Genomic DNA, 19,830 nt, shown 5'->3' with positions numbered 1-19,830 from the left:
TAAGCATAACGGGTTCTATATTTTGGTAAGGGTTAATTTTGCCGGTCGTTTACAAGAATGATGTTGTATAAGCGAAAAACTGTATGCGCTTGTTCCGAACAGCTGATCTGATAACAGTGTAACCAAGTAAAGACAGATATTGTATCAGGATATAGGGTCGTTACACCTGTGTTGCGTCATGAGTTGCGCTAACACGATAGTCATCCGCCATTATCGATTTTGCCTGTAAATCTTGAATCTAAAACCGTTGCTGCTGGATTTACGCGGATGACGCAAATAGATAAGTCATTCCCGCCATGTCGCAATCCCGCCGTATTTACCCTCTGAGCTGTCGCAAGAAGGACAGCGGTCTATTCCCGTATTCGTAGTATGGATTGGCACGCTTGGCTGCGCTCGGAAAGCCCAAATAAATGGGCTGGAAGTTCCTCTCGCTTCCGCTAAGGACTGATCCCCCAGCATCCGTTCCTGCCAGGAAACAATAAAAAAAACAGACTCCTCATCGGAGGCCTGTGCTGTTAGACCAGACAGTTCAAAGGAGAGCTTAATGAAAGGTGTAAAATCTGATCCATCCGTGGCGGAAGCCGCGGTGATTACCGACGAGTACGATACCGACTACCAGGTCGGTCAGGACAACGTCAACATACTTGGCATGGATGTTCATAACCCCGTGTTCGGCATCAGTGCCGGACTGATCCTGTTGTTTATTATTGGCACGCTGCTGTTCCCGGCAGGCGCCAAAGAAGCGCTGACAGGTGCCCGCGGCTGGTCGATAGAACACTTCGATTGGCTGTTCATGGTAGGGGGTAACATATTCGTTATTTTCTGCCTGGCGCTGGTCGTCTTGCCGGTCGGCCGTGTCCGCTTGGGTGGCGTCAACGCCAAGGCAGAATTCTCCACACTTTCCTGGTTCTCGATGCTGTTTGCCGCCGGCATGGGTATCGGTCTGATGTTCTGGAGTGTGGCCGAGCCTGTGGCGTACTACACCGACTGGTACGGCACGCCCTTGAATGCAGCCGCACGGACGCCGGAAGGTGCTGACATGGCACTGGGTGCCACCATGTTCCACTGGGGACTGCACCCTTGGGCGATCTACGGTGTCGTTGCTCTGGCGCTGGCATTCTTCTCCTACAACAAAGGATTGCCGCTGACCCTTCGCTCCGCTTTCTACCCGATTTTGGGGCGGCACACCTGGGGTGTACTGGGCCATCTGGTCGATATCCTCGCTGTACTGGCGACTATTTTCGGTCTGGCTACTTCGCTCGGACTGGGCGCGCAGCAGGCAGCCGGTGGTCTTAACTACCTGTTCGGTATCGCCAACGATATCTCAACTCAGGTGGCGGTGATCGTCGTGGTTACCTGTGTGGCACTGTTCTCCGTCGCGCGTGGCCTGGACGGCGGTGTGAAACTGCTTTCCAACATCAACATGCTGATCGCTGCAGGCCTGATTGCACTGATTATCGTGGTTGGCCCGACTTTGGCGATCTTCAAGACTGCAGGCACCATCGTTGGCGCTTACGCCGAGAACATCATTCCGCTCTCCAACTGGATTGGACGTGAAGACGGTACCTGGTTCCACGGCTGGACCGTGTTCTACTGGGCTTGGTGGATCTCCTGGTCACCGTTCGTAGGTATGTTCATCGCCCGTATCTCACGTGGTCGTACCGTACGCGAGTTCATCACTGCTGTGCTGCTGGTCCCGACGCTGGTTACCGTGGTTTGGATGGCTGTCATGGGCGGTACCGCCATGGAGCAGGCTGCTAATGGTGTCGGCCAGCTGGCCAACGGCATTGGTGATGTGTCCCAGGCGATGTTCCAGATGTTTGAAAACCTGCCGCTGACCGGTCTCCTTTCTATCGTGGGTATCGTGTTGGTGCTGGTGTTCTTCATCACCTCGGCTGACTCCGGCTCACTGGTAATCGACAGCATCACTGCCGGTGGCAAGACCGATGCGCCGATGCCGCAACGTATGTTCTGGGCCACCTTGGTCGGCATCATCGCCGGAACGCTGCTGGTCGGTGGCGGATCCGAAGCGCTGGTCGCGCTGCAGGCCGGTGCCATTACTACTGGTCTTCCGTTCACCGCTGTATTGATACTGATGTGCTTCAGCATCTACCTCGGCCTGAAGTCGGAAGTTCATTTGCACCGCTGATATAAGCCGTTACTGGGGGATCAGAAAATGATGATTGCTGAGCTATTTGATCTCGAAGATTTCGCGGGTCGTCTGCGTGAGCTGGGGCTGGCCTTGCCGGTCGGAGCTGACGAGGCGCTGGTGAAAACTGAGCTTGAAGAGTGGCTCAGCGACGCGTCCGGTGAAGAGGCGGCCGCTTTCGAGCGTCTGGCCTCAGAACTGGAGGCGAAGTTCGGGGGTATGATGTTGCCCTGTGTCGTCTCGCTTATAGCGGACGGCCGTGGCTGCATCGCACATAAACGATAACAAGTGGAAAACACTTGAAAAGAGAGGTAACTACGAGATGAAAAGCATCCGGGTCACAATGAAGTCCCTGCTTGCAGCCACTGCGACAACCGCGTGTCTTATGAGTGCAAGTGCTCAGGCGCTGACACTGAAACTGGCCACCGATTCCGGTACCCAAGGCTCGCCGGCTGGCGATGCGCTGAAAAAATGGGGCGAACTGATTGAGCAAAAATCGGGTGGCGCAATTGAAACCCGTGTCTATTACCAGAACGAGCTGGGCGGTCAGCAGGAGGTGTTCGACCTGCACGTGGCCGGCGACGTAGACCTGATGCTGAACTGGCCGATGACCTCATACGACAAGCGCATCGGTGTAATCTACACACCCTACATGACCCTGTCCTGGGATGAAGCGCTGAATGCGTACAGCCCGGGCGGTTGGGTCAATAATTTGCTGGGCGGTATCTACCAGGATATCGGTCTGAAGTTCTTCGGCCCCTGGCCGGAAGGTTTCAATGGTGTGGCGACCCGTGGCAAGTACGCCATGAATATCGCCGATGCAGAAGGTCTCAAGGTGCGTACCATGACCGTGTTCCCCGCACCGCAGACCATGCAGGCACTGGGTTACCAGACCGCTGCCATCGATTGGGGTGAGGTGTACACCGCACTGCAGACCGGCGTGGTTGATGGCGAAGCGGGTAACGTAATCTATTGGGACTACGAGTACTTCCGTGACTCGCTGGATTACTACGTGCAAACCAAGCACTTCTTCATGACCGGCGTACTGTCTGCGAACCTGGACGCTTGGGATAGCATGAGCGACGACGAGAAGAAGATCGTCAGCGATGCGGCTATCGAGATCATGAGCGATCAGTTCAAGGCCGCCAAGGAGCAGGACGAGCACTACATTGCCGAAGCTCAGAAAGCGGGCATGAAGTACTTCGAGCCCAGCGACGAGCAGGTCCGCGAGTTTGCTAAAGCCGCCCGTGAAAAGGTTTGGCCGCAGATGGATCAGGAGATCGGTTCCGAGATCATGGACACCATCCGCACCAACGCTTCTCCGCTGTAATCTGACAACACCCTGTTTTAACTTGATCGGCCCGCTTTGCGGGTCGATCCGTTTTGAGGCTGAAGAAGATGGTCGGCAGACTCTTTTCCGGGCTGGATCGCCGTGTCGGATGGTTGCTGGAAGCGGCCGCGTTTGTATCCAGCATGCTTGTGGTTGGGCTGATGCTCTTCCTGGTGCTGGCGCGTTATGTGTTTGGTTGGTCGGTGGTAGGGCTGCTGGAGCTGATCATGCTGTTCGGTATGTGGCTCTATATGCTGGGTGGCCTGATCGCCAGCCGCCGTAATGAACACCTTGTGGTGGATTTCGTTGAACTGCAGATATCGGATCGGCGTTTGAAATTGATGCACAAGGCGTTGATTTCATTGATTACCTTTGTGATCTGTATTTTCTTTGTCGTACTTGCCTACCGGATGCTGGCCTGGGGGATGAGACGCCCGCAATCGACACCGGGTATGGGGATACCGCTCTGGTTGCCTCAGGCATCGATCATGCTGGCTGCCGTCGGCTGCAGCTGCTACTCATTGCGTGATGTCGTATGTGCTATTGCCGGGATCAAGCAGCTTAAGAAAGAGGAGGCGCTGGCATGGAAGGGCTGATCGCGATTGGCTTGTTGATGTTGCTGATGATTATCGGCGTCCCCGTAGCCTGGTCTTTTGCCGGCGTGCTGGCCTATATGGTGTTCGCCTATGACGCCAACCTGAACACATTGATGCTGCAGGGTTACCGCTCTGTGGATTCGGTGATATTGATAGCCCTTCCGCTATTTGTGCTTACCGGTTACCTGATGCAGAGCGGGGGGATTGCCCGCCGCCTGGTTGATTTCATCGAGGTGATGATCGGTAAACGCCGCGGTGGTATGGGCGCGTCGATGGTCATGGCATCCGGTATTTTCGGTGCGATTGCAGGTACCGCTACTGCGGCCGTGGCCTCGATCGGCACCATCATGATCGGTCCGCTGGAGCAGCGTGGGTACCCGCGCAGCTACTCTTCGGCGCTGCTCGGCATCTCCTCTCTGCTGGGGATACTGATCCCGCCGTCGATCACCATGATTCTGTTTGCCGTGGTGACCCGTCAGTCGGTGGCAGCTTGTTTCGCGGCGTCGGTTGGTCCGGCGATTCTGCTGATTCTCGGTCTGATTATCGCCAACCGCTTCAGTGTCGGGCGCTTCTTCCATGAGCTGAGCAGCTCCGCCAACGACGGGCTTGAGCAGTTACCGGGCAAAGGCAAGGCCACCGTTCGTGCTTTCCCGGCACTGTCGCTGCCGATCATTATCCTTGGCGGTATCTACGGTGGTGTCTTCACCCCGACCGAAGCGGCGGCCGTTGCGGCCTTTGCGGCGATGATGATCGGATTCTTCATCTATAAAGATCTGAATCTGGGCACTTTTGCACGCAGTGTGGTAGCGGCGGCGGAGACCACCGGTACCGTGATCCTGATCCTGCTGTTTAGCTTTATGATCGGCCGTATCCTGGCATCCGAGCGGATCCCTCAGGATCTGACCGAGCTGGTCAGTACCCTGATCCAGAACCCGTTGCTGATCCTGATCGCGGTGAATATCTTCCTCATCGTGGCGGGCATGATCATGGATGACGTGTCGGTAACCGTTGTCGTGGCGCCCCTGTTCCTGCCGCTGATGGTGGAAAGCGGTGTCCATCCGGTGCATTTTGCGTCGATCGTTGCATGCTCCGTGGTGATCGGCGCCAACAGTCCGCCAGTGGCGCCCATACTCTACATGGCGTGCCGCATTGGAAAGGTATCGATCCACAAGACGGTGATGCCGGCGCTCGGCCTGATGGCCTTCGTCGGTCTGCCGGTGATGATGGTTACCACCTTTGTGCCGGAGCTGTCGCTGTTCCTGCCGCGACTGCTGGGCTTCGTCTGAAGCCGGTGTTACGAATCGCAGAGTAGCTCATCCAGTGTGATCAGCTCGCCGCAATGGCTGCTGTCATAACCGGGCAGGGCGTCGACCGCCTGCTGGAAGGCGTTTCCGCGAAGAGATGCCAGCAATGTCTGCATTGCCGGCATCTCCAGCGTGCGTTGATGGCAGGCGAGCAGGTAACGCTCTTCAGCCAGTGGGATGAAGTCGAGGCCGAACTGGCTGGCGGCTGCCTGCACACCGAACCCGGTATCGGCCATGCCCGCCGCTATGTGGGCGGCCACTGCTGAGTGGGTGAACTCCATACCGGTGCTTTCCAGGCAACTGCCGCTATCAAGCTCGGCGCGGCGCATCAGCTCCTCCAGCAGCGAGCGGGTGCCGGAACCGGCTTCGCGGTTAATAAAGCGCACATCCTCGCGGCACAGATCCTCGATCCCCTGAATGTCCAACGGATTGCCCGGTTTGATCATCAACCCCTGGCGGCGTGTGATAAAGCGGATAATGCGGTGGGCTCGTGGCTTCAGCAGTTTTTCGATCCAGCCCAGCATCTCGACGCTGATCGCACTCACCGGTAGATGGAATCCGGCGATATCGCACTGTTCGCGCGCCATGGCGGCCAGCGCATCCTGCCCCTGTTTGTACTGCAGATCGAGATCGAAGCCCTCGGTGAAGCGGGGTAACAGTTCCACCGCATAGCCATGGCTGGCATGCAGACGCAGGCTTGGCCGACTACCCTCTAAGAGTCGGGAAAGTTCGATGTTCAGCTCGGAGGTGATGTTGTCGAGCTGGGGTTCCAGTCTGGCGACTACGCGCTTTTCGGCCCAGAGCAGTTTCTCTCCCAACGGCGTGAGGCGAGCACCGCGCCCTTTCTCCAACTCCACCAGCGGTGTACCGAAAAACTCGGCCCACTTGTTGAGCTGGTTCCAGGCGTGGCGGTAGGAGATCCCGGCTTTCGACGCGGCGCTGGTGAGCTTGCCGTCACGCTCTATATGTCGCAATAAGACAAACAGCTGGGGATCCAGTGTGCGACCCTGATTGTCTCGAAAAGACCAGGTCGGCACGATTGTGATTTTATGAATAGGCATTTTCTTTCATATTTTGATTTACCCGTCCGAATGGTAATTTAACCGCCACTATAAGAGCAATACTTCCGCCTAAATATGAAATATGGTTCATATATTGGCGGTGGGAGGTATAACAATGACTATGCCGGGAGTCGCAGGCTGGGAGCCAACCGCTGCGCAAGCCATCATCGATCAGCTCAAGTCAAAGCCGGGCGCGCTACTGCCGATTCTGCACGCCATCCAAGATCGCTTTTCTTACATCCCCGAAGAGGCCGTTGCGCTGATAGCGCCTGCGCTGAAATTGACGCGGGCGGAGGTTCACGGGGTAATCAGCTTTTACCATCACTTCCGCACCCATCAGCCGGGCCGTCATGTAGTGGAGATCTGCCGTGCTGAAGCTTGCCAGGCGAGGGGGGCACGGGCTCTCGAAGCGCACGCCAAGTCCGCATTGGGCGTCGACTACCATCAGACCACGACTGATCGCACGGTAACGCTGGAGCCGGTGTACTGCCTGGGTAACTGCGCCTGCGGCCCGTCCGTGCGCGTCGGCGATGAAATTCATGCGGCCGTCAATGCACAGCGCTTCGACGAGCTGGTCGAGAGCCTGAAAACCGAACGTGTGGAGGTGCAGTGATGACCTATCGTATTCACGTACCGTCCGATACCACGGCCAAGGCGCTGGGGGCGGATCGAGTCGCTCGCGTTGTCGAAGCGCTCGCGCAGGAGTCGGGTAAGGATCTGGAGATTCGCCGCAACGGCACTCGTGGTCTGTACTGGCTGGAACCGTTGATCGAGGTGGATACGCCGGAAGGGCGTTACGGTTTCGGTCCGGTGAAAGAGGCCGATCTGGATTCGCTGTTCGCCGCCGAGTTCTGGAAGGGCGATGTTGAGCATCCGCTGGCGCTCGGTCTGGTGGAAGAGATCCCCTATCTGAAGCGTCAAACGCGACTGACCTTCGCCCGTGCCGGCGTGACCGATCCGCTGTCGCTGGAGGATTACAAGGCGCATGACGGTTACAAGGGGCTGGAGAACGCACTGGCACTGAGCCCGCAGGCGATTGTTGACGCGGTGAAAGAGTCCGGCCTGCGCGGCCGTGGCGGCGCGGCGTTCCCCACCGGTATAAAATGGCAGACCGTACTCAATGCGCCTGCCGATCAGAAGTACATCGTCTGCAATGCCGACGAGGGAGACTCCGGCACCTTCGCTGACCGTCTGGTGATGGAGTGTGACCCCTTCATGCTGATCGAAGGCATGACCATCGCCGGTCTCGCCGTCGGCGCGACCCAGGGTTATATCTACCTGCGCTCCGAATACCCGCTGGCACAGCAGAACCTGAACGCCGCCATTGAAACCGCTTACGCCAACAACCTGCTGGGTGACGATATCCAGGGCAGCGGCTGCCGCTTCGATCTGGAAGTGCGCATGGGCGCGGGTGCCTACATCTGCGGTGAGGAGACCTCGCTTCTGGAGAGTCTGGAGGGCAAACGTGGCTTGGTACGTGCCAAGCCGCCGCTTCCCGCTATCGTAGGTTTGTTCGGCAAGCCGACAGTGGTCAACAACGTACTGTCGCTGGCGGCGGTACCGTTTATCCTCGATCAGGGTGCCAAGGCCTACGCGGACTGCGGCATGGGCCGCTCCCGCGGTACCTTGCCGTTCCAGCTGGCCGGTAACGTCAAGCAGGGCGGCCTGGTAGAGCTGGCGTTCGGCCCCAGTCTGCGTGAACTGATGTTTGAGTTCGGCGGCGGTACCTATAACGACCGACCGCTGCGTGCGGTACAGGTGGGCGGCCCGCTGGGCGCCTATCTGCCGGAGAGTCAGTGGGATACCCCGCTGGACTACGAAGAGTTCGCCAAGGTCGGTGCCGTGCTCGGGCATGGCGGCGTGGTGATGTTCGACGATACTGTGGATATGGGCGAACAGGCTCGTTTCTCGATGGAGTTCTGCGTTGCCGAGTCCTGCGGTAAGTGTACCCCCTGCCGTATCGGGTCCACTCGCGGTGTCGAGGTGATCGACCGCATCCGTGCCGGAGAAAATGTCGAAGCCAACCTGGAGCTGCTCAGCGACCTGTGCGCGACCATGGTCGATGGCTCGCTATGTGCCATGGGCGGCATGACGCCCTTCCCGGTGCAGAGTGCGATGAAGCACTTCGGCGAAGACTTTGTGAAAAACGCGTCCAACGCTCCGGCGCTGGCGGAGGAGGTCTGATCATGTTGCAGCACTATGACCCGAACAAGGATTACGGTACCCCTGCGTCGCTGAGCGAGAACCTGGTTACGCTGGAGATCGACGGCGTCGAAATCAGCGTGCCGGAGGGCACCTCGGTGATGCGTGCCGCGGCGCTGGCCGATATCAATATCCCCAAGCTCTGTGCCACCGATAACCTGGATGCCTTCGGCTCCTGCCGCATCTGCGCGGTGCAGATCGAAGGCCGCCGCGGCTTGCCTGCGTCCTGCACCACCCCTGCTGAGCAGGGCATGAAGGTCATCACCCAGAACGACAAGCTGGCCAAGCTGCGTCGCAACATCATGGAGCTGTACATCTCCGACCATCCGCTGGACTGCCTGACCTGCCCGGCCAACGGCAACTGCGAACTGCAGGACATGGCCGGTGCCGTGGGCCTGCGCGAAGTGCGTTACGGCTTCGACGGCGAGAACCATCTGGATGCGGAGAAGGACACCTCCAACCCCTATTTCACCTTCGATCCCAGCAAGTGCATCGTCTGTTCCCGCTGCGTCCGCGCTTGTTCCGAAGTGCAGGGCACCTTCGCACTGACCATCGATGGTCGCGGTTTCGATTCCAAGGTTGCTGCCGGTCAGGATGAAGACTTCCTCGACTCCGAGTGCGTCTCTTGCGGTGCCTGTGTCCAGGCCTGCCCGACTGCCACGCTGATGGAGAACTCCGTCATCGAGATGGGTCAGCCGGAGCATAGCGTGGTTACCACCTGCGCATACTGCGGCGTCGGCTGCTCGTTCAAGGCCGAGATGAAGGGCGACAAGGTGGTGCGCATGGTGCCTTACAAGGGCGGTGAGGCGAACCACGGTCACTCCTGCGTCAAGGGGCGCTTCGCCTTCGGCTACGCTACCCACAAGGACCGCATCCGCGTACCGATGATCCGCGATTCCATCGACCAGCCCTGGAAAGAGGTGAGCTGGGAGGAGGCGATCGGCTTTGCGGCCAAGCGTCTGAAGGAGATCCAGGCGGAGCACGGTCGCGAGAGCATCGGCGGTATCACCTCGTCACGCTGCACCAACGAAGAGACCTACCTGGTGCAGAAGCTGATCCGTACCGCATTCGGTAACAACAATACCGATACCTGTGCCCGCGTCTGCCACAGCCCCACCGGTTACGGTCTGAAACAGACTCTGGGTGAGTCTGCCGGTACCCAGACCTTCGACTCGGTGATGAAGGCCGACTGCGTGCTGGTGATCGGTGCCAACCCCACCGATGCCCATCCGGTATTTGGCTCGCTGCTGCGCCGCCGCCTGCGTGAGGGCGCCAGTCTGATCGTGGCTGACCCGCGTCACATCGACCTGCTCGATACCCCGCACATGGGCGATGCCATGCACCTGCCGCTACGGCCGGGCACCAACGTCGCCATGGTCAACGCGCTGGCCCATGTCATCGTCAGCGAAGGGCTGGAAGACAGTGACTTTATCGCTCAGCGTTGCGAGTCCGATGCCTACGCCAAGTGGCGCGCGTTTATCGCCGATGAGCGTCATGCACCGGAAGCGGTGGAAGCGATCACCGGCGTGGCGGCCGACCAGGTCCGTGCTGCTGCCCGTGCCTACGCCAAGGCACCGAACGCGGCGATCTACTACGGACTGGGGGTCACCGAACACAGCCAGGGCTCCACCATGGTGATGGGTATCGCCAACCTGGCGCTGGCGACCGGCAACATCGGTCGCGACGGTGTCGGCGTAAACCCGTTGCGCGGTCAGAACAACGTGCAGGGTTCCTGCGATATGGGCTCCTTCCCGCACGAACTGCCGGGCTACCAGCACGTCTCCGATGCCGTTGCCCGCGGACGTTTCGAAGCGGCCTGGGGCGTCAAAATCGACGACGAACCGGGACTGCGTATCCCCAACATGTTCGACGCTGCCATCTCCGGTCATTTCCGTGCCATGTACGTACAGGGCGAGGATATCGCGCAGTCCGATCCCAACACTCAGCATGTTGAGGAGGCGCTACGCTCTCTCGACTGCCTGATCGTGCAGGATATCTTCCTCAACGAGACGGCCAAGTTCGCCCACGTGCTGCTGCCGGGTTCCACCTTCCTGGAGAAGAACGGCACCTTCACCAACGCCGAGCGCCGTATCAACCGCGTGCGTAAGGTGATGCCGCCGATCGCCGGCAAGGAGGATTGGGAGGTCACCGTCGAGCTGTCCAACGCTCTGGGTTATCCGATGACCTACAGCCATCCGTCCGAGATCATGGATGAGATCGCTGCCCTGACTCCAAGCTTTGCTGGTGTCAGCTACGACAAGCTGGAGCAGCATGGCAGCCTGCAGTGGCCCTGCAACGCCGAGAACCCGGTCGGTATGCCGATCATGCATGTAGAGAGCTTCCCGATCGGCAAGGCACAGTTCGCCATCACCGAGTTTGTGGCTACTACCGAGCGTGCAAACCGCCGCTTCCCGTTGTTGCTGACTACAGGTCGTATTCTCAGCCAGTACAACGTTGGTGCTCAGACGCGTCGTACCGACAACCAGGTCTGGCATGACGAAGACATACTGGAAGTCCACCCGCACGATGCTGAAGAGCGCGGTATCAGTGATGGCGACTGGCTCGGCGTTACCAGCCGCGCTGGCCAGACCGTACTGCGTGCCCGTGTCAGCGAGCGTATGCAGCCGGGTGTGGTGTATACCACCTTCCACCATCCGGGCAGTGGTGCCAACGTGATCACCACGGACAACTCCGACTGGGCGACCAACTGTCCGGAGTACAAGGTGACCGCGGTGCAGGTGGAGAAGGTGAGCCAACCCTCCGAGTGGCAGAAGAGCTTCCAGGACAACAACCGTCGTCAGCAGAAGTTCCTCAACGAAGCCAACCCGGTTGCGGAAGATCGCTAGTGAGCGGGCAGAGGGGCCATAAGGTCTTTCAGGTACAGCGTCGTCACGACGGCGAAGCGGAGTCCGGGCCGGAAACGGCCCGGGACCAGCTCGCGGAAGAGGTTGCGGTGGCACTGGTCTACAACGGGCTCTCTCACGTAGTGATGATGGCCAGCCCTACGGACCTAGAGGATTTTGCTCTCGGCTTCAGTCTGACCGAAGGGATCATCGAGCGCCCGGAGCAGCTATACGGCATAGAGGCGGAACATCGAACGTTGGGGATCGAACTGCATATCGAGATCGCCAGCGAATGCTTCGTCAAGCTCAAGGAGCATCGCCGCAACTTGGTCGGTCGTACCGGCTGTGGTTTGTGCGGCGCCGAATCCCTGCAGCAGGCGGTGGATATGCCCAAGCCGGTAGCGGCAGTGGCGCTGCCCGATGGCCAGGCGATCGAAACCGCGCTCGGCCAACTGAAAGCGAACCAGCCGCTGCAGTCGGTAACCGGCGCGGTGCATGGTGCGGCACTGTGCGATCTTGAAGGTCATATCCTGTTGTTGCGAGAGGATGTGGGCCGACACAACGCGCTGGATAAGCTGATCGGCGCCCGTGCTGCCGACCGAGAAAGCTATCCGGACAACAGCGAAAGCTTCGTGTTGATCTCCAGCCGTGCCAGCTACGAGATGGTCAATAAATGTAACTCCGCGGGTATCTCGACTCTGGTAGCCGTATCCGCACCCACGGCACTGGCGGTAGAGCATGCCTCAAGTTCGGGTATGAACCTGATCGGCTTTGCCCGCCCCGGTCGCCATGTGATCTACACCCGTAGCGAAGCAGAACAAGAACTCAAGTTTAGTGAGAGCAAGCATGTTTCAGAGTGAACAGGAACATCTGATCAAAATGATCAACCAGATCGCCCTCAACAACATCAGTGCCGGCGACGAATCTGAAGTGGCCTCCGTGGTCGCCAGCCATGTGAAAAAGTTTTGGTCCCGCCGCATGAAGGACCAGTTGTTCGACTACCTCGAACAGGGGGGCGAGGAGCTGCATCCTGCGGCGAGACTGGCAGGAAAACAGTTGCAGGCTGGCGTGCATTAAGGTGACAAGCCCCGGATACTCGGGGCTTGGTTGGGTTCTTTGCTGTGGCTGCTATCGGCGATACGATGGCTGTCTCATGTTGTCCAAAGCAGAGCTCGTATCAAAGCTGCGGTAGCTGGTAGATCCTGGGCTTTTCCCTTTCAATTTGCCAGTTTTTCCACCCTGTTCAGCCAACGTTCTCTTTGCTTTTCATCCGCGCTTATGACCGGCCCGAAATAGTGGGTTGCTTTGTTTTTGATGCCAATGAAATCGAAGATTGTACGTTTTAGCTGGTGATATATTGGATTGCCCTGAATCCAGCGATACCAGATCGTGGGGGTGTCGAGAGTAATGATAAGTTCTGACGTACGGCCGGTAAGCAGTTTTTCTGGGATGGATTTGCCTTCATGGTATTTAAAAGCATATCCCGGCAGTAGTACTCGATCAAATACGCCCTTAAGCTTGGCTGGCATGCCACCCCACCATACTGGCGTGATAATGACGATATGCTGCGACCATTTAAGTTTTTGCTGGAAATCCTGAAGATCGTCCTCTAGTTCAGTTGTTTTATCGTAACCCTCTTCTAAATTAAGATTGAACTGCATATCACCGATATTGATCAGCTCAATCTGATGCTTCTCCCTCGCTCTGTTGGCATACCGCTCTGCCATGACCTTACCAAGGCTGGCGGACTTTGGGTTGGCGTTAATGATAAGAATTCGCTTCATCCTGTGGACTCCATAACTGGTACGCCCGCAATGTAAACCCTTACCTAAGGGTAAGAGTCAATCGGCTATCTACAGTTAGAGGAGCCCCGATCAGCGCAGTCAGAGATGATAGTTTGATAACGCTCAATACGAGCCAGATGCTGCTTCAGGGTACCGATATCACGCAGAACTTGTGAGCGTTTCTCTGCCAGCAGCTGACTCACGGCCACCCAGTCGAGCTCGTTTTTGCCTCGCTTAAGCTCTTTCAGCTCAGACAGCGTGATGCCCAGGCTCTGGGCATCTTTAATTATCTGAATGAACTCCACATGGCTTTCATCATAAAAGCGGTATTTTCCACTACGTCCTACCTTAATTAACCCCAAGGATTCATATAACCGTATTGCTCTAGGGGTGGCAGCGGTTAAACGGGAAAGTTTTCCTATAAACAAAGCTTTATTCCGACAATATTAGTGTTTTGATGTTTGTGCCGATTATACCTTTCGTGATCTCCCGTTCAGGCCTGTCTCTTTTATATTGGGGCTTGGTTGACCCTGGGGAGTACGGAGTAGACTGTGGCAAAACAGGCGCATTGGCAAGTCTCAGCCGAGCCGAAACTCTTTCTTTCAGTGGCGGGCTGGGCCCTTGAAACTGCACCTGGCTAATTCCCTGCCTATCGTCTGACAGCGTCCCCATGATGCGCTATACCGTCTAATAGCGGAGGAAAGGTTATGAAGTATTTTCTCAACTTTTTGATATTAATTGGCTTTCTGTTCGGATCCCCTGGTCTTTTGGCGGATAAGGCGGTTTTGGCCGGAGGCTGTTTCTGGTGTATGGAAGCCGATTTCGAGAAACTGGAGGGGGTGACGGATGTGGTCTCAGGCTTTACCGGCGGCAGTCTGAAGAATCCGACCTATAACGGCAACCATGAGGGACATGTCGAAGCGGTCGAGATCACCTATGATCCGAACAAGATCAGTTATGCCGAGCTGTTGGATCATTTCTGGGTCAATATCGATCCCTTCGATGATCGCGGTCAGTTCTGTGACAAGGGGCCGAGTTATCGAACTGCGATCTTCGTGGCCAACGAGCAGGAGCGGACCATCGCCGAGCGGTCCAAGCGGGAGGTGGAGCAGCGGTTTCCCGATCAGAGAGTCGTGACGCCCATTGTGGAAGCGTCGACCTTCTACCCGATCAAGGGGGATGAGAGTTACCACCAGGACTTCTACAAGAAGAGCCCGCTTCGCTATAAGTTCTATCGCTGGAACTGTGGTCGTGACAGCCGGTTGAAAGAGATCTGGGGCGATCGCAGCGTGCACTGATCGGCGTCGGTTTTGAGGGCAGGGAGGCGAACCTCCCGGCCCAATGGTTGAAGGGGAATTAACCCCAGTCCTCCATGCCTGCGCCGGGTGCGGCTGCTTTATTGTCTTCCGGCAACTCGGCGACCATCGCTTCGGTGGTCAGCATCAGGCCGGCAATGGAAACCGCGTTCTGCAGGGCAGAGCGGGTCACCTTGGCCGGGTCGATGATACCCATCTCGAGCATGTCGCCGTATTCTCCGGTCTGGGCGTTGTAGCCGTAGTTGCCCTCGCCGCAGCGCACCTTGTTGAGCACAACGCTGGCTTCGCCGCCCGCGTTGCTGACGATCTGGCGCAGTGGCTCCTCCATGGCGCGCAGGGCGATGCGGACACCGACCTCCTGATCGCTGTTGGCGGTGGCCACCTTCTTCTCGGCCAGCTTGGCGGCGGTGCGCACCAGGGCCACACCGCCTCCGGCAACGATACCCTCTTCGACGGCGGCGCGGGTGGCGTGCAGGGCGTCGTCCACCAGGTCCTTCTTCTCCTTCATCTCGACTTCGGTGGCGGCGCCGACCTTTATTACGGCCACGCCGCCGGCCAGTTTGGCGACGCGCTCCTGCAGTTTCTCGCGGTCGTAGTCGGATGTGGTGGTCTCGATCTGTTGACGGATCTGCTGTACGCGGCCGTCGATCGCGTCCTTGGCTCCGGCGCCATCGACGATGGTGGTGTTCTCCTTGCTGATCACTACGCGTTTGGCGCTACCGAGTTGATCCAGGGTTACGCTCTCCAGCGACAGGCCGACCTCTTCGGAGATCACGGTGCCGCCGGTCAGGATGGCGATATCCTCCAGCATCGCCTTGCGGCGGTCGCCGAAACCCGGTGCCTTGACCGCAGCAGCTTTCAGAATGCCGCGCAGGTTGTTCACCACCAGCGTGGCGAGGGCTTCGCCTTCGATATCCTCGGCGATGATCAGCAGCGGCTTGCCGGCCTTGGCCACGGCCTCCAGGGTGGGCAGCAACTCGCGGATGTTGGAGATCTTCTTGTCGAACAGCAGGATGTAGGGGCTCTCGAACTCGACCTGCATCTTCTCCTGGCTGGTGACGAAGTAGGGGGAGAGGTAGCCGCGGTCGAACTGCATACCTTCGACCACTTCCAGCTCATTCTCCAGCGACTTGCCCTCTTCGACGGTGATCACGCCGTCACGGCCGACCCTGTCCATTGCCTTGGCCAGAATCTCGCCGATATCCTCGTTCCAGTTGGCGGATACCGTGGCCACCTGGCCGATCGACTTGCTGTCGGCACAGGGGGTCGCCAGTGCTTGCAGCTCCTCGACCGCGGCCTTGAGCGTGGCGTCGATACCGCGCTTGAGGTCCATCGGGTTCATGCCGGCGGCGATCGCCGTGTGGCCTTCGCGGACGATCGCCTGGGCCAGTACAGTGGCAGTGGTGGTGCCGTCACCGGCGATATCGGCGGTCTTGGAGGCCACCTCCTTCACCATCTGCGCGCCCATGTTCTCGAACTTGTCCTTCAGCGTGATCTCCTTGGCGACCGATACCCCGTCCTTGGTCACGCGTGGGGCACCGAAGCTCTTGTCGAGTACCACGTTGCGCCCCTTGGGTCCCAGGGTGACTTTCACCGCATCGGCCAGAATATTGACCCCGGCGAGCATCCGCTCACGGGCGTTGTTGGAAAATTTAACCGCTTTGGCACTCATGCTGCTTTCTCCTCTGACTGGGTGTTTTCGATCACGGCGAGTACGTCTGACTCACGCATCACCAGCAGCGTCTCGCCATCGAGTTTGACTTCGGTACCCGAATACTTGGTGAACAGCACACGATCACCGACTTTGACATCCAGTTGACGACGTTCGCCATTTTCCAGCAGAGCGCCCTCGCCAACGGCGACCACTTCGCCCTGGCTCGGCTTTTCCGCAGAGCTATCGGGTATCACGATGCCTCCCTTGGTGGTGGTCTCGGCCGCCAGGCGCTTGACCACTAAACGATCATGAAGAGGTCGAATGCTCATACGAAAATTTCCTCCTTATGTAACCTACTGATATACAGGTAATAAAAAGAAATAAAGGAACGCCTTATCGCGTCCGCAGCTATCAAATATGTGCACGGTGAACCGCTTTCAAGGGGGGCAACTAGAATTTTTTTCAACGTTCAAGAGATCTGCCTGAACGGCATTTTTTTGCTAGGTTAAAGAGGTGATTGGACACAGGAGAGTCGACCTATGCCCAGGGTGCAAAGAGCCGGTCTGAACGGACTGGAAGAGTACTTTCGCGAACAACTTCTCGAAGAATCCGCTTCCCACCCCAATGAAGAAACCCGTTGGTACCTGGGAAACCTGCTGGGACGGTTCAGCCGCAACGATGCGCTGTTCAGTTATCAGGACGGTGACTTGGGGATCCGCCCTCTGGCGCTGCTGTATGGCGATGCGCAGGAGTGTGCCCATGAGCGGGAGCGCTGCCTGTTACTGCGTCAGCTTGGCGATCAGGCGCTGTTTTTGGGGGCACTGTTTCCGGAGCATTACGCACGTAAAGGGATCCAGCGCGACTACTTTGTCGGCATGGGCGGCGGCGCGTACGACTACCTGGCCAGCCATGCACTGGAGCTTCGTCATGTGTTTGCCGAACTGGCCGACAGCTTTGCCCAGATGCTCGAACTGGTCGCCCGTATCTGTCGCCGGTATCGGCAATACAGCGCCACCGAAATCATGGCGCTGTACCAGCGCTGGCGTCAGACCCGAAACCCGGCGCTGGCGAACCAGTTGAAGGCGATGGGGGTGGCTCTGGATAGTCGCCAGCATTAAACGACTGTGCAGCGCGTGCTCAGCCCTCGTAGCGCCAGGTCGCTCAGCCCCTGGGTGGGGGCGGCGCAGCCTTTGGCGATTATGTGCATGTTTATACCACCAGCTTGTGGTGACAGGGCGGTGTGTGTGATGCAGTGCTGGGTCATCATGCCGGTGAGGTAGAGGTCGGTAACACCGGCTTCGCGCAGCATCTGCTCAAGATCGGTTTCAAAGAAGCTGTCGGCCTGGTGTTTGATCACCAGCGGCGCGCGGTCGAGCGCGGCGTCTATCTCCGGGTGCACCTTAGCGCCCTCGGTATCAGGCGCAAAGAACGCAGCGCCCGCCGGGCTGAGGTGTTGAATGCCGATAACCAGCCAGTCCTCCTGCTTCGCCTGCCTGATCGCCTCCACTGCTCCCCGCAGAGCGGATTCGGCGTTCTCCAGCTCGAAAGCTCCTCCGGGAAAGTAGTCGTTCTGGATATCGATTACGAGCAGTGCCGCTTTCATATCGTGTGCCTCGTGTTGTGTGCCGGTTGATTTGAGTGACACTTTAGAGGAGCAGCGGGAGGCGAGAAATTGGCCTGAATGACATTATTCGAAATAATCGGGCCATCATGCCAGAATGGCGGAAAACGCGTGCAGGAGAATCGTGATGGCCGTGCCGATAGTCGGTTTGGTGCTGTTCCCCGGATTCAGCCCCTTTCACTTCTCGGTTCCGTACATGGTGTTCAATATCGGCTTGCCCGGTCGGCGACTGTTCGAGCTGCTGATCGTGACCGCCGAGGGCGAGGCGGTCGAGGCCGAACGGGCGATAACGGTCAACCCCGACGGCGGGCTGGAGCTGCTGGACAGCGCGGATATTCTGGTGGTGTCGGGTTGGCACGATCTGGACGAGCCTCCGACGCCTGAGCTGTCCGAGGCGCTGGTACGCGCGCACCGACGCGGAGCACATGTGGTGGGGCTCTGTTACGGCGCCTATGCTCTGGCCTATTCAGGTCTGCTGGATGGCAGGCGAGCCTCCACGCACTGGCTGGCCGAACAGGATTTCGGCCGCCGCTTTCCCCGGGTCAAGCTGGACACCAATGCGCTGTATATGGAGGAGGATCGCCTGATCACCTCGGCGGGCACCGGAGCGGGAATGGACTGTTGTCTGCATCTGGTGCGTGAGTATTACGGTGCGCAGATTGCCAACAAGGTGGCCCGCATCATGGTGATTCCGCCGCACCGGGAAGGGGGACAGGCGCAGTTTATCGAGCAGCCAGTGGCTGTCTCCACTCAGGATGCGCATATCAGCCGCCTGCTAGATTATATGCGTGAACACTTGTCGCAGTTGCATCGCATCGACACGCTTGCCGCCCGCGCGGGCATGAGCAGACGCACCTTCACGCGCCAATTTCACAAGGCGACCGGCACGACACTGGTCAAATGGCTGGTGAACGAGCGTATACAGCGCAGCCGCGAACTGCTGGAAACCACCTCTCTTTCCGTCGAGCAGATCGCGGAGCGGGTGGGATTTCAGACCGCGACCTCGTTCCGACAGCATTTCAGGCAACATCATCGCATCAGCCCAAGCGCCTGGCGCAAGGCGTTCGGACAGGAGAGGTTGGACACGACCGGCCTTGGGTAGGAAACGCATCGGCAGTAGCGCCATGACTCCCGCGACCGCTCAGCTGAACGCGAACAGCTTGATCGCCGCGATACCGGCCATGAAACGGATCAGCCACTTGAACTGGGCCAGTTGCAGCCGACGCAGCAGCCAGTATCCAATGGCGGCGCCCAGGGCCATCGCGGGCAGGCCATACAGGCTCAGACGCAGGCTGTCGGATGTGATCAGGCCGATGGAGCCGACCAGCGGCAGCTTGGCGGCGTTGATCAGCATAAAGGTCCAGGCGCGGGTGCTGATGTAGGCCGCTTTCGGCAGTCGCTGCTGCAGCAGGTAGAGGCTGAACAGCGGCCCTGCAGCGTTGGCGATCAGGCTGATGAAGCCACCTGCCAGGCCGGTCAAGCTGGTGGCCAGGGGGTGGCGCATCAGCTCGGCGGGGCGGTGGTCGAGCCAGAGACCGAGGCCGAGTATGAACAGGATCAGACCGCCAAGCAGTGGCGTAAAGATACGGGTGTCGATACCGGACAGCAGCCAGGTGCCGAGCAGGAGGCCGACTAGTGAAGCGGGCAGCAGCTCGACGACCACTTTCCAGTTGATGTTGTGGCGATAAAGCGCGACCGCCATCAGGTCGGTGACGATGTACATCGGGATGAGCACGCCCAGCGCCTCGGGGCCGGGCAGGGCGATCATCAGCAGCGGCAGGATCAGCAGGCCCATGCCTCCCACTGAAAATTTAGAAAAGCCGGTTACCAGTCCGGCCGCAAGAACACACCAGAGTGTTGGATCCAAAGCGGGTTTTCCTTACGTCATGCGGTTGTACGGGGTTGTTCCTGGCGGGGGGAGGGTGCTTCCCGCCCGACACTGTTGACCGATGCGGCAAGGTTACTCCGGT

General features: G+C 58.5%; 20 protein-coding genes. 13 read left to right on the top strand and 7 right to left on the bottom strand.

Annotated features, from left to right (window positions below):
* The first annotated feature begins 544 nt into the window (after window positions 1–544).
* The 5 genes from IEX40_RS11635 to IEX40_RS11615 all read left to right on the top strand — a co-directional run bounded on the left by IEX40_RS11635 (window position 545) and on the right by IEX40_RS11615 (window position 5,361).
* Entirely contained in the window at window positions 545–2,149 is a 1,605-nt protein-coding gene (locus IEX40_RS11635) for a BCCT family transporter (protein ID WP_188748382.1), read from the top strand.
* Window positions 2,150–2,176: 27 nt separating this feature from the next.
* A complete protein-coding gene (locus IEX40_RS11630; protein WP_188748380.1) occupies window positions 2,177–2,434 on the top strand; it encodes a hypothetical protein in 258 nt (85 codons plus the stop codon).
* A gap of 100 nt (window positions 2,435–2,534) precedes the next feature.
* Window positions 2,535–3,479: a TRAP transporter substrate-binding protein DctP gene (dctP, locus tag IEX40_RS11625; protein WP_229680723.1), complete on the top strand. Its 945-nt coding sequence runs from the start codon at window positions 2,535–2,537 to the stop codon at window positions 3,477–3,479.
* A 68-nt stretch (window positions 3,480–3,547) separates the two neighbouring features.
* The gene (locus IEX40_RS11620; protein WP_188748376.1) at window positions 3,548–4,075 is read left to right on the top strand and encodes a TRAP transporter small permease; all 528 of its coding nucleotides are present in this window, start codon (window positions 3,548–3,550) and stop codon (window positions 4,073–4,075) included.
* The gene (locus IEX40_RS11615; protein ID WP_188748374.1) at window positions 4,063–5,361 is read left to right on the top strand and encodes a TRAP transporter large permease; all 1,299 of its coding nucleotides are present in this window, start codon (window positions 4,063–4,065) and stop codon (window positions 5,359–5,361) included. The genes IEX40_RS11620 and IEX40_RS11615 overlap by 13 nt, the downstream gene beginning before the upstream one ends.
* 8 nt (window positions 5,362–5,369) lie before the next feature.
* On the opposite strand, the gene IEX40_RS11610 is transcribed toward IEX40_RS11615, so the two are convergent.
* Window positions 5,370–6,440 (bottom strand): substrate-binding domain-containing protein, encoded by a 1,071-nt coding sequence (locus IEX40_RS11610; RefSeq protein ID WP_188748372.1) that lies wholly within the window; start codon window positions 6,438–6,440, stop codon window positions 5,370–5,372.
* A 121-nt stretch (window positions 6,441–6,561) separates the two neighbouring features.
* On the opposite strand from IEX40_RS11610, the gene IEX40_RS11605 reads away from it, so the two are divergent.
* From IEX40_RS11605 to IEX40_RS11585, 5 genes are read left to right on the top strand one after another with little or no spacing between them, the layout of a single operon-like run.
* A complete protein-coding gene (locus IEX40_RS11605; protein ID WP_188748672.1) occupies window positions 6,562–7,053 on the top strand; it encodes a formate dehydrogenase subunit gamma in 492 nt (163 codons plus the stop codon).
* Window positions 7,053–8,624, top strand: coding sequence for a formate dehydrogenase beta subunit (locus IEX40_RS11600; RefSeq protein ID WP_188748370.1), 1,572 nt, complete (start codon window positions 7,053–7,055; stop codon window positions 8,622–8,624). The genes IEX40_RS11605 and IEX40_RS11600 overlap by 1 nt, the downstream gene beginning before the upstream one ends.
* A gap of 2 nt (window positions 8,625–8,626) precedes the next feature.
* Entirely contained in the window at window positions 8,627–11,488 is a 2,862-nt protein-coding gene (fdhF, locus tag IEX40_RS11595) for a formate dehydrogenase subunit alpha (RefSeq protein ID WP_188748368.1), read from the top strand.
* The gene (gene fdhD, locus IEX40_RS11590) at window positions 11,488–12,345 is read left to right on the top strand and encodes a formate dehydrogenase accessory sulfurtransferase FdhD (protein ID WP_188748366.1); all 858 of its coding nucleotides are present in this window, start codon (window positions 11,488–11,490) and stop codon (window positions 12,343–12,345) included. Before fdhF ends, fdhD begins: the two co-directional genes overlap by 1 nt.
* Window positions 12,332–12,562, top strand: coding sequence for a formate dehydrogenase subunit delta (locus tag IEX40_RS11585; RefSeq protein WP_188748364.1), 231 nt, complete (start codon window positions 12,332–12,334; stop codon window positions 12,560–12,562). Before fdhD ends, IEX40_RS11585 begins: the two co-directional genes overlap by 14 nt.
* Before the next feature lie 140 nt (window positions 12,563–12,702).
* Here the strand turns inward: IEX40_RS11585 and IEX40_RS11580 are convergent, their stop codons facing one another.
* On the bottom strand, window positions 12,703–13,269 hold the full coding sequence (locus IEX40_RS11580; RefSeq protein ID WP_188748362.1) for an NAD(P)H-dependent oxidoreductase: 567 nt from the start codon (window positions 13,267–13,269) through the stop codon (window positions 12,703–12,705).
* Window positions 13,270–13,334: 65 nt separating this feature from the next.
* Window positions 13,335–13,697 carry a MerR family transcriptional regulator gene (locus IEX40_RS11575; RefSeq protein WP_188748360.1) on the bottom strand — a complete coding sequence of 121 codons (363 nt, stop codon included), beginning with the start codon at window positions 13,695–13,697 and terminating at the stop codon, window positions 13,335–13,337.
* Window positions 13,698–13,976: 279 nt separating this feature from the next.
* Here IEX40_RS11575 and msrA point away from each other — a divergent pair, with 279 nt between their 5' ends.
* The gene (gene msrA / locus IEX40_RS11570; RefSeq protein WP_188748358.1) at window positions 13,977–14,567 is read left to right on the top strand and encodes a peptide-methionine (S)-S-oxide reductase MsrA; all 591 of its coding nucleotides are present in this window, start codon (window positions 13,977–13,979) and stop codon (window positions 14,565–14,567) included.
* A gap of 58 nt (window positions 14,568–14,625) precedes the next feature.
* Here msrA and groL read toward each other — a convergent pair whose 3' ends face one another.
* Together groL and groES are read right to left on the bottom strand one after the other, a co-directional pair.
* A complete protein-coding gene (groL, locus tag IEX40_RS11565; RefSeq protein ID WP_188748356.1) occupies window positions 14,626–16,257 on the bottom strand; it encodes a chaperonin GroEL in 1,632 nt (543 codons plus the stop codon).
* On the bottom strand, window positions 16,254–16,568 hold the full coding sequence (groES, locus tag IEX40_RS11560; RefSeq protein ID WP_188748353.1) for a co-chaperone GroES: 315 nt from the start codon (window positions 16,566–16,568) through the stop codon (window positions 16,254–16,256). The genes groL and groES overlap by 4 nt, the downstream gene beginning before the upstream one ends.
* 210 nt (window positions 16,569–16,778) lie before the next feature.
* Between groES and IEX40_RS11555 the strand changes: the two genes are divergently transcribed.
* Window positions 16,779–17,357 (top strand): hypothetical protein, encoded by a 579-nt coding sequence (locus IEX40_RS11555; protein WP_188748352.1) that lies wholly within the window; start codon window positions 16,779–16,781, stop codon window positions 17,355–17,357.
* Here IEX40_RS11555 and IEX40_RS11550 read toward each other — a convergent pair.
* Window positions 17,354–17,842 carry an isochorismatase family protein gene (locus tag IEX40_RS11550; RefSeq protein ID WP_188748349.1) on the bottom strand — a complete coding sequence of 163 codons (489 nt, stop codon included), beginning with the start codon at window positions 17,840–17,842 and terminating at the stop codon, window positions 17,354–17,356. The two genes, IEX40_RS11555 and IEX40_RS11550, sit on opposite strands and share 4 nt — an antisense overlap.
* Window positions 17,843–17,987: 145 nt before the next feature.
* Between IEX40_RS11550 and IEX40_RS11545 the strand changes: the two genes are divergently transcribed.
* Window positions 17,988–18,962 (top strand): GlxA family transcriptional regulator, encoded by a 975-nt coding sequence (locus tag IEX40_RS11545; protein WP_188748347.1) that lies wholly within the window; start codon window positions 17,988–17,990, stop codon window positions 18,960–18,962.
* A 39-nt stretch (window positions 18,963–19,001) separates the two neighbouring features.
* Here IEX40_RS11545 and IEX40_RS11540 read toward each other — a convergent pair whose 3' ends face one another.
* The gene (locus tag IEX40_RS11540) at window positions 19,002–19,727 is read right to left on the bottom strand and encodes a sulfite exporter TauE/SafE family protein (RefSeq protein WP_188748345.1); all 726 of its coding nucleotides are present in this window, start codon (window positions 19,725–19,727) and stop codon (window positions 19,002–19,004) included.
* Window positions 19,728–19,830: the final 103 nt, after the last annotated feature.

The organism is Marinobacterium zhoushanense (assembly GCF_014641945.1).
Classification (GTDB): Bacteria; Pseudomonadota; Gammaproteobacteria; order Pseudomonadales; family Balneatricaceae; genus Marinobacterium_D; species Marinobacterium_D zhoushanense.
This window is presented reverse-complemented; position numbering and strand designations above follow the sequence as displayed.

Excerpts from the sequence above, each read along its gene's own strand:
- IEX40_RS11635 (WP_188748382.1), top strand. The coding sequence starts at position 545 with ATGAAAGGTGTAAAATCTGATCCATCCGTGGCGGAAGCCGCGGTGATT.
- IEX40_RS11630 (WP_188748380.1), top strand. The coding sequence starts at position 2,177 with ATGATGATTGCTGAGCTATTTGATCTCGAAGATTTCGCGGGTCGTCTG.
- dctP (WP_229680723.1), top strand. The coding sequence starts at position 2,535 with ATGAGTGCAAGTGCTCAGGCGCTGACACTGAAACTGGCCACCGATTCC.
- IEX40_RS11620 (WP_188748376.1), top strand. The coding sequence starts at position 3,548 with ATGGTCGGCAGACTCTTTTCCGGGCTGGATCGCCGTGTCGGATGGTTG.
- IEX40_RS11615 (WP_188748374.1), top strand. The coding sequence starts at position 4,063 with ATGGAAGGGCTGATCGCGATTGGCTTGTTGATGTTGCTGATGATTATC.
- IEX40_RS11610 (WP_188748372.1), bottom strand. The coding sequence starts at position 6,440 with ATGCCTATTCATAAAATCACAATCGTGCCGACCTGGTCTTTTCGAGAC.
- IEX40_RS11605 (WP_188748672.1), top strand. The coding sequence starts at position 6,562 with ATGCCGGGAGTCGCAGGCTGGGAGCCAACCGCTGCGCAAGCCATCATC.
- IEX40_RS11600 (WP_188748370.1), top strand. The coding sequence starts at position 7,053 with ATGACCTATCGTATTCACGTACCGTCCGATACCACGGCCAAGGCGCTG.
- fdhF (WP_188748368.1), top strand. The coding sequence starts at position 8,627 with ATGTTGCAGCACTATGACCCGAACAAGGATTACGGTACCCCTGCGTCG.
- IEX40_RS11585 (WP_188748364.1), top strand. The coding sequence starts at position 12,332 with ATGTTTCAGAGTGAACAGGAACATCTGATCAAAATGATCAACCAGATC.
- IEX40_RS11580 (WP_188748362.1), bottom strand. The coding sequence starts at position 13,269 with ATGAAGCGAATTCTTATCATTAACGCCAACCCAAAGTCCGCCAGCCTT.
- msrA (WP_188748358.1), top strand. The coding sequence starts at position 13,977 with ATGAAGTATTTTCTCAACTTTTTGATATTAATTGGCTTTCTGTTCGGA.
- groL (WP_188748356.1), bottom strand. The coding sequence starts at position 16,257 with ATGAGTGCCAAAGCGGTTAAATTTTCCAACAACGCCCGTGAGCGGATG.
- groES (WP_188748353.1), bottom strand. The coding sequence starts at position 16,568 with ATGAGCATTCGACCTCTTCATGATCGTTTAGTGGTCAAGCGCCTGGCG.
- IEX40_RS11555 (WP_188748352.1), top strand. The coding sequence starts at position 16,779 with ATGCCCAGGGTGCAAAGAGCCGGTCTGAACGGACTGGAAGAGTACTTT.
- IEX40_RS11550 (WP_188748349.1), bottom strand. The coding sequence starts at position 17,842 with ATGAAAGCGGCACTGCTCGTAATCGATATCCAGAACGACTACTTTCCC.
- IEX40_RS11545 (WP_188748347.1), top strand. The coding sequence starts at position 17,988 with ATGGCCGTGCCGATAGTCGGTTTGGTGCTGTTCCCCGGATTCAGCCCC.